The organism is Streptomyces sp. 4F14, assembly GCF_048159485.1.
Taxonomy (GTDB): Bacteria; Actinomycetota; Actinomycetes; order Streptomycetales; family Streptomycetaceae; genus Streptomyces.
On record NZ_JBLRVY010000094.1, the window covers coordinates 1 to 551 of the forward strand.

Annotated in this window: 1 pseudogene; it reads right to left on the reverse strand. The window is 73.7% G+C overall.

Going from position 1 to position 551, the window contains the following annotated elements:
- Positions 1-533: pseudogene (locus ACLZOT_RS49770) on the reverse strand (peptidoglycan-binding protein); the annotation flags it as partial.
- Positions 534-551 lie beyond the last annotated feature (18 nt).

Consider the following 551-nt stretch of genomic DNA (forward strand, 5'->3'; position numbering starts at 1 on the left):
GACGGGGAGGCGGAGGCCGTGCCCGAGGACTGGCCCTCGGGAGCGGTGCCGTCCTCCGTCGAGCCTTCCGGGACGGGTTCCCGTATGTCGTCGGAGACGGCGCCGCCCCGTGACGGGCTGTCATAGGTGAACAGTCCGCCCAGGTATGCGCCCGTGAGCAGGACGGCCAGGGTGACGCCCGCTCCGGTGACGAGAAGGGTGCGGTGCCTGCGTCTGCGCTCAGGGAGGTCGTCCGTGTCGCGGAGGGGTGCCTCGTCCGGCGTCGGCCGTGCGGGAGATGCGGGGCCCTCGTCGGTCGACTCCCTTGGGGCTTGCGGTGTTTGGTCCCGGTCGACGCTCGTCTGCCCGGCGTCGCCGTTGGCCACCAACGACCGTATCCGCACCGGATCGAAGTCCTCAGCCGCCGCCCGCTCCGCCGCGCGCGCGTCGCGACGGGCGTCGGAGGCGCGGCGCGCGCAGGCGCAGGCGGGGGTTCCGTCGGATGCCCGGGGTGTGCCGCACTCCGGGCAGACGGGGCCGTTCGGTTCGCTCACGTAGGGGTCTCTCTCGAT